General features: G+C 63.4%; 1 protein-coding gene and 1 pseudogene. One reads left to right on the forward strand and one right to left on the reverse strand.

The window, feature by feature from the left end; translation table 11 throughout:
• Positions 1-122, forward strand: a pseudogene (locus G8O24_RS46295) (solute carrier family 23 protein); the annotation flags it as partial.
• Here G8O24_RS46295 and G8O24_RS46300 read toward each other — a convergent pair.
• Positions 91-186, reverse strand: a complete 96-nt coding sequence (locus G8O24_RS46300) for a hypothetical protein (protein WP_244646471.1) — start codon at positions 184-186, stop codon at positions 91-93. The pseudogene G8O24_RS46295 and the gene G8O24_RS46300 sit on opposite strands and share 32 nt — an antisense overlap.
• Between the last annotated feature and the right edge of the window lie 57 nt (positions 187-243).

Consider the following 243-nt stretch of genomic DNA (forward strand, 5'->3'; position numbering starts at 1 on the left):
CAGTCTTGCGACCATCGTGGCGGCCTGCGGTGGCGGTACCGGTGTCACCACCTATGCCGAGAACATCGGCGTCATGGCGGCGACGAAGGTCTATTCGACCTTGCTGTTTGCGTTTGCGGCGACCGTGATCAGGTTGGCAGGATCGGCGAAGTCGACCTTGTTCTCGACCCAGATCCGGCCGGCCATCGCCGCGATCAATCCGAACAGCACGATCGAGAGGCCGCCGATGACCGGACCCGGGAT

This window comes from Bradyrhizobium campsiandrae, assembly GCF_014529705.1.
In the GTDB taxonomy this organism is placed as follows: domain Bacteria; phylum Pseudomonadota; class Alphaproteobacteria; order Rhizobiales; family Xanthobacteraceae; genus Bradyrhizobium; species Bradyrhizobium campsiandrae.

Coding starts and splice junctions, on each gene's coding strand:
- G8O24_RS46300 (WP_244646471.1), bottom strand. CDS start 186: ATGGCCGGCCGGATCTGGGTCGAGAACAAGGTCGACTTCGCCGATCCT.